7 protein-coding genes and 2 tRNA genes are annotated in these 6,751 nt (G+C 70.3%); 4 read left to right on the forward strand and 5 right to left on the reverse strand.

Features of this window, described 5'->3' with window-relative positions:
• Positions 1-392: DUF3516 domain-containing protein (locus K8V84_RS12595; RefSeq protein ID WP_304074372.1), on the forward strand; the 392-nt coding region annotated here is incomplete at its 5' end.
• A gap of 37 nt (positions 393-429) precedes the next feature.
• Here the strand turns inward: K8V84_RS12595 and K8V84_RS12600 are convergent.
• Both K8V84_RS12600 and K8V84_RS12605 read right to left on the reverse strand, forming a co-directional pair.
• Entirely contained in the window at positions 430-915 is a 486-nt protein-coding gene (locus K8V84_RS12600) for a dCMP deaminase (protein ID WP_304074374.1), read from the reverse strand.
• A complete protein-coding gene (locus K8V84_RS12605) occupies positions 912-1,616 on the reverse strand; it encodes a dihydrofolate reductase family protein (RefSeq protein WP_304074375.1) in 705 nt (234 codons plus the stop codon). Before K8V84_RS12605 ends, K8V84_RS12600 begins: the two co-directional genes overlap by 4 nt.
• A gap of 524 nt (positions 1,617-2,140) precedes the next feature.
• Here K8V84_RS12605 and K8V84_RS12610 point away from each other — a divergent pair.
• Positions 2,141-3,028, forward strand: coding sequence for an SAM-dependent methyltransferase (locus K8V84_RS12610; RefSeq protein WP_304074377.1), 888 nt, complete (start codon positions 2,141-2,143; stop codon positions 3,026-3,028).
• Positions 3,029-3,156: 128 nt separating this feature from the next.
• On the opposite strand, the gene K8V84_RS12615 is transcribed toward K8V84_RS12610, so the two are convergent.
• Positions 3,157-3,229: transfer RNA gene (locus K8V84_RS12615), tRNA-Asn, on the reverse strand.
• 59 nt (positions 3,230-3,288) lie between these two features.
• Positions 3,289-3,361 (reverse strand) — tRNA-Asn (locus tag K8V84_RS12620).
• A gap of 160 nt (positions 3,362-3,521) precedes the next feature.
• On the opposite strand from K8V84_RS12620, the gene K8V84_RS12625 reads away from it, so the two are divergent.
• Both K8V84_RS12625 and K8V84_RS12630 read left to right on the forward strand, forming a co-directional pair.
• Positions 3,522-3,854 carry a hypothetical protein gene (locus K8V84_RS12625; protein WP_304074379.1) on the forward strand — a complete coding sequence of 111 codons (333 nt, stop codon included), beginning with the start codon at positions 3,522-3,524 and terminating at the stop codon, positions 3,852-3,854.
• Positions 3,855-3,856: 2 nt separating this feature from the next.
• On the forward strand, positions 3,857-4,399 hold the full coding sequence (locus tag K8V84_RS12630; RefSeq protein ID WP_304074381.1) for a hypothetical protein: 543 nt from the start codon (positions 3,857-3,859) through the stop codon (positions 4,397-4,399).
• Between the two features lie 170 nt (positions 4,400-4,569).
• Here K8V84_RS12630 and K8V84_RS12635 read toward each other — a convergent pair.
• Positions 4,570-6,751: FAD-binding and (Fe-S)-binding domain-containing protein (locus K8V84_RS12635; RefSeq protein WP_304074383.1), on the reverse strand; the 2,182-nt coding region annotated here is incomplete at its 5' end.

Genomic DNA, 6,751 nt, shown 5'->3' on the forward strand with positions numbered 1-6,751 from the left:
AGGCCGAGGAGAAGGTCCGCCCGGTCACCGCCAACGCCCGCGCCTTCCGTGTCCTGGTGCGCAACGAGATGTTCCGCCGCGTGGAACTGGCCGCCCGCCGCCGCTACGGCGAACTCGGCAAGATGTCCGAGGACGACGAATGGGACGGCGAGGAGTGGTCCGAGGCCTTGGAGGCCTACTACGCCGAGCACGACGAGATCGGTATCGGCCCGGACGCGCGCGGCCCGAAGATGCTCCAGATCGAGGAGGAGAAGGACGTGTGGCGACTGCGCCAGGTCTTCGCCGACCCTGAGGAGCACCACGACTGGGGCATCAGCGCCGAGGTCGACCTGGCCGCCTCCGACGCCGAGGGCAGGGCGGTCGTCCACGTCACCGACGTGAACCGGATGTAGTCCGGCCGCGGAACGCCCGTGTTCGCCAGGGGCCGGCTCAGTGGAGCAGGTGGGCGTTGACCTCACGCGCGGGGGCGGCGAGGTCGAGGCGTTCCACCACGACCCGGCCGGCCGCGGCCAGACGTTCGGCGCCGTCGCAGTCCACGAACACGTCGGGTTCGCGCCAGGCCAGCACCACCCGCGGGATCGGGGTGTCCAGGATCAGGGCACTACAGGACCGGGGCCTGGAGGCGCGGGCGCTGCACGGTTCCAGGGAACTGTAGATCGTGGCGGTGGCCAGCCGGGGATCGTCGCGGCGCGCGCCGCGCAGGGCGACCTCCTCGGCGTGGTCGTAGGGGTCGTCGCGGCGGGAGTATCCCTCCCCCAGGACCAGGCCGTCGACGGTGACGATCACGGCGCCCACCGAGTAGGCGGTGTCCGACGGCGGGCAGGAGCGGGACAGCGCGATCGTGTGTTCCAGCCAGTGGGTGTCGGCGTCGCCCTCGGCGGGGGCGGGCCCGCGCATCGCCCGGGCCGCGGTCATCGGGCCTCCTCCGGGTCGAGGCAGTAGCGCAGGACGGCGACCTCGCCCAGGGCCCGGGCCTCCACCAGACGCATGGGGGTGTGCGGGGTGTAGGGGTAGGTGCCCGGCCGGACGAAGCTCGGGGCATCCTGCTGCCCCACGAAGAACGGGGCTACGGCCAGCCGCAACTCGTCGACCAGCCCAGACGTGAGGAAGAGGGTGTGGATGTGGCCACCGCCCTCGACCAGGAGGCGTTCGACCCCGCGATCGGCCAGGTCGGTGAGGATTCCCTCGACGGTGGGCGGGTCGCCGGCGTCGACGACGTCCACGGGCGGGTGTGTCTCGGGCGGATCCGAGAGCAGTCGGGTGGCGGTTTCCACGCCCGCTCCCCCGGTGTACACCACGGCGCCGGCGTCACCGGTGGCGAAGAACCGGGCCTTCGGGTCGAGCTCTCCGCTCCCGGTGACCACGGCCTTGAGGAGGTTCTCCGTGCGTCCCTGTTCGCGGCGACGCTCGCGCAGGACCGGTGAGCGGACCAGCAGACGTGGGTTGTCGGCCCGCAGGGTGCCGGCACCGACGAGGATGGCGTCGCATCCGGCGCGCAGTTCGTCGATCTCGGCGAAGTCGGCCTCGTTGGACAGCCGGAGGCGTTCGGGGCCGGTGTCGTCGATGCGCCCGTCGACCGACATCGCGCAGCTCAGGATGGTGTAGGGACGGTCCATGCACTCAGGCTAGCCGGGCCCGGAGCGAAGCCGGGCGAGGGCATCGGCACGGCGCGTTCCCTTCCCGGCGTCGTACATTTCATGAGTGGTTCGGAACCACGCCGAACGAATACGGCCGGACTCTTCTGTAGTGGATTTCCGCTGGCAGCGAAGGGTACCGCTAATTGATCGGACCAATTCCTTTAGGGTGACGGAGTATTTTCACCATGGCCGTTACCTCCATCGCCTCGCATGGTCGACCGTTGGTGTCCGAGTGCCCGGGCCGGTCGGCGCCACGGAGCCCCCGGTCGCCCGCGCCCTCCGCGCACACGCCCCCGAGCCCATTCCTCACATAATGGACATTAGGCATAAAAACACAAGGGACCCCAGGCCGAACCTTACCCACAGGACCCGCCTCTTCGAGGTCGACCTCGAACGGCGTTTTTTTACCACATGTATCCTGGACTCGGTTAACAACCAGGCGAACTCCGAATACAATCCTGGGAGTCGACCACACTTCCCCACCTCAGAACAAGAGGACGGCGATGTCTCGTTTCACCTCCCCCGATTTCCTGAGGCAGGCGGGGGAAAATCACGTCCGGGCGAAACCCCCGCCGCCCGTCAACCTGACCAGGGCCAGCGTCAGCCGACTGCACTCCTTCCACCTCAAGGGCAAGGACCACTTCGAGGTGGACCGGGAGTTCGCCGCCCAGGCCGACCAGGCCGCGCCCGGTTTCGTCGACCTCGTTCTGGGGGAACGCGCCTTCCTGCAGCGCGCCGTCCGGCACATGGCCACCGACCTGGGCATCACCCAGTTCCTCCACGTGGGGGCGGGTCTGCCGGCTCCGGGAGATCCCCACCAGATCGCCCAGGAGGTCTCGCCCGAGGCCCGCGTCGTCTACGCCACCTCCGACCCGGTCGTCCTCACCCACCACCTCGCCCTGACCCGCGACGGCCGCACGACCACCGCCGTGCCTCTCGGTCTGGAGAGCCCCGCGCGACTGCTGCACGACCCCGAGAGCAGCCGCTTCCTGAACCTGGAACGGCCGATCGGCCTCCTGCTCACCGGCGTCGTCTCGCACACCCCGGACGCCGGGGCCGCAGCCCGCAACATCGCCACCCTGCGCGACGCCCTCGCCCCCGGCAGCCACATGGTCCTCAGTCACTACTGCCGCCCCGACCCCATGCGGCACCCCAAGGACGCACGTCGTGCCGAACAACTGGAGCGACTGTTCCTGCAACGGCTCGGCCACGGCCACTGGCGCACCGAGGAACAGATCACCGCCTTCTTCGACGGGTGGGAATCGGTTCCGCCCGGCCTGCTCCAGGCCCAGAAATGGCGCACCATGCCGGTGGCTCCCCCGGTCCCGGGCAGCTACCAGATGCCGCACCGCAACCGTCGACTGATCATCGGCGGCATGGGCCGCGTCTGACCGCGACACCCCCGTACCCGCGTTGGAGCCCTCCAGGACCGGCAGCGGGCGGGGGCCGCGCCCTGTCCGCGCACGCCCCCGCACACGACGAAGGCCCGCCGAACTTCTCCGACGGGCCTCACTCACAGCTCCCGCGACTGGACTCGAACCAGTAACCTGCCGGTTAACAGCCGGCTGCTCTGCCAATTGAGCTACGCGGGATCGCGTTCGGGGACAACCCTAGCGTTCCCCCGACAGGGACGCGAATCCATTGTCCACAGCTCCCGCGACTGGACTCGAACCAGTAACCTGCCGGTTAACAGCCGGCTGCTCTGCCAATTGAGCTACGCGGGATCGCGTCTGTCCGACGGCCCGGTGGGCCGCGGCGACATCACTAGACTAGCGCGCTCGCGGAGTGCTCGTGACCGGTGTCGGCCCGTGTGGTGGGAAGCACGAGGCGGTAACGTCGGGCATGGACCACTCCGACCGTCACCAAGGCTGTAAAGAGGGACCCATGCGCTACCGGATCACATTCGTCGCGGGACTGGCCATCGGCTACGTCCTGGGCGCCAAGGCGGGCAGGGCCCGCTACGAGCAGCTCTCCCGAACCGCGCGCAAGGTGGCCGACAGCCCACTCGTGCAGGAGGTCGCCGGGCTCGTCGGCGCGCAGGTCGGCAACGCCGGCCGCGCCGTCTACGACAAGGCCGTGGAAAAGATGCCCATCACCTCCGTGCGGGACTTCCTGTCCCGCCCCACCGAGGAGGAGTCCGAACTGCTCGACTGGGAGGTCGGCACGGTCAACGGGACCGCGCCCGAGCCCCGCACCGGACCCGACAGGGACCTTTGAGCATGGCGTGGTTCGGACGGGACGACGTACCCGCCCAGGTCCGTTCCCGGTTGGAGCGCGGAGAACGTGTGCTCGCGCACGCGCCCGTCGCCGCTCCGGCCGGGGCCGGGCCCTCGCCCGAGGGGAGGCCACCGGTCCTGGTGGCCTCCACCCGAGCCCTGTACCTGCCCGACGGCCACGCCGTTCGCTGGCAGGACATCGACCGGGCCGAGTGGGACTCCGAGGAGCTGAGGTTCATCGAGGAGGGACACGGTGAGCGCACCGTGCGGCTGCGCACCGAGCTGACCGGCGGCGTCGTCGACTACCGGCGGATGGCCGAGACCGTCTCCGAGCGGGTCACCTCCAGCATCCTGGTCAACCGCTTCGTCCCCTTCCCCTCCCCCGACTCCACCGAGGGTTTCCGCCTGGTCGCCAGGCGCGCCCCGCTCGGCAGCGAGATCGACTGGCGGGTGCACCTGGGCGAGGGCCTGGACCCGAACGACCCGCGTCTTTCCGACGCGGTCTCCCGGGCCCTGGCCCTGATCCGCGAACAGATGGGCGTCTAGCGGTGTTTGTTTCGCGCCTCCGCTTCGCTTTGGCGCGTGTTCGGGGCCTTTGCAGAGGATTCTTCATCGTCGTCTACGCCTGACGCTCGTTCCTCGCTAGCGGCTCGACCCCTCTTGCAGAACCCTCTCCGGAGCCGAACGAACAACCCCCGCGGTCCACCACACAAGACCTAGTCCGGCTTCGTGAGGGCTTGGGCGAGGACTTCGGCCAGGTGCAGGGCCCGGCGGCCGGTCCCCTGCTCGATCTGGGTGCGACAGCTGTACCCGTCGGCCAGCACCAGGGTGTCCTGCTCCGCCTCGCGCACACGCGGCAGGAGTTCGCGTTCGCCGATGGCGCTGGAGACCTCGTAGTGCCCCTCGGTGAACCCGAAGTCGCCGGCCAGGCCGCAGCAGCCCGAGTCCAGGACCTCACCGTCGATGCCGGCACGGGCGATGAGCTCCCGGTCGGCGTCGAACCCGCTCACCGCGTGCTGGTGGCAGTGCACCTGCGCCAACGCGGAGGCGTCCACCCGCGGCGGGGTCCAGTCCGGGGCGTACTCGTTGAGGAAGCCCGCGAAGGTGTGCACCGCCTTCGCCACCCGGCGGCTCTCCTCCCCCGGCAACAGCTCCACCAGGTCGTGCTTGAGCGCCGCCGTGCAGCTGGGCTCCAGACCCACCACCGGCAGCCCTTGGGAGACCAGGGGTGCCAGGGCCGACACCGCCCGGCGCATCACGGCCCTGGCCACGTCCAACTGTCCGGTGGACACCCAGGTCAGCCCGCAGCACACCTGCCCCCTGGGCAGCACCACGGAGAACCCGGCGTCCTCCAGGACCCGGACCGCGCTCGTCAACACCCCCGGATTGAGCAGGTTCCCGAAGGTGTCCGGCCACAGCACCACCTTGGGGCCGCCCTGGCGTCCCTCTCCCCGGTTCAGGCGCCGTTTGAAGGCCCGGGTGAAGGTGGTGCGCGCGAACGCCGGCAGATCGCGTTGGGCCGCCACCCCGGCGGCCTTCTTCGCCAGGGACGACACCCCCGGAAGCCGTGCCAGCCGGTTGGTCTCGGCCGGCGCCAACGAAGCCAGACGGGCCAGCAGCGGCAGCCACCCCATCGAGTAGTGCGCCGCCGGTCGCACCCGGCCCCGGTAGTGCTGGTGCAAGAACTCGGCCTTGTAGGAGGCCATGTCCACGTTGACCGGGCAGTCGCTCAGACAACCCTTGCAGGACAGGCACAGGTCCAGGGACTCGCGCACCTCCTCCGACCGCCACCCGTCGGTGATCACCTCTCCGTTGGCCATCTCGAACAGCAGGTGGGCGCGCCCGCGCGTGGAGTGCTTCTCCTCCTGGGTGACCTGGTAGCTGGGGCACATCACCCCGGGTCCGCTCTGCCTGCGGCACTTGCCCACGCCCGAGCATCGGCGCAGCGCCTTGACGAAGTCTCCATCGTCCTCGGTGTAGGCCAGCGTGGTCTGGGAGAGCAGCGGCAGTTCTGGGCGCAGGTCGGTGGCCACGCGCACGTCGGCGTCCAGGGGCAGCGGGTCGACGATGATGCCGGGGTTCATCAGCCCTTCCGGATCCCAGATCCGCCGGAACTCGGCGAAGGCGTCGATGACGCTGCGCGGGTACATGCGCGAGAGCAGCTCCGAACGGGCCTGACCGTCACCGTGTTCCCCGGACAGTGATCCGCCGTGGCGGACGACGATCTCGGCGGCCTCCTCCATGAACGCCCGGTACTCCCGCCGCCCCTGTTCGTGGGTGAGCTCGAAGTCGATGCGCACGTGCAGGCAGCCGTCGCCGAAGTGCCCGTAGACGAGCCCGTAGCGCTCGTGCCTGGCCATGAGGTCGTCGAAGTCGCGCAGGTAGTCGCCCAGGTTCTCCGGGGGCACCGCGGCGTCCTCCCAACCCGACCAGGCCTCGGCTCCGGTGGGGGTGCGGGAGGTGAGTCCGGCGCCCTCCTCCCGAATGCGCCACAGCGCCTTCTGGTGGGCGGATGAGACCACCACGGACGCGTCACGGGGACGGCTGTCGTCCCCCAGCGCGGCGATCATCGCCTCGGCGGCCTCGGCCGCGTCCTGTGGGTCCTTCCCGGCGATCTCCACCAGCAGCCACGCCCCGCCCAACGGCAACGGAACCCGGGAACTCGACCCCTGCCGGTCCAGGGCCGCGACCATACGGTCGTTGATGCCCTCCACCGTGAGCGGGGAATGCTCCAGCAGGGCGGGGACGGCGTCGGCGGCCGACGGCGCGTCGTCGTAGCCCAGGACGGCCAGGGCCCGGGCGGCCGGCGCCTCCACCAGGCGGACGGTGGCGCCCAGGACCATCACGCAGGTGCCCTCGGTGCCGACCAGGGCCGCGGCGACGTCGCGCCCCTTCTCC

This window comes from Nocardiopsis listeri (assembly GCF_020741345.1).
GTDB lineage: Bacteria > Actinomycetota > Actinomycetes > Streptosporangiales > Streptosporangiaceae > Nocardiopsis > Nocardiopsis listeri_A.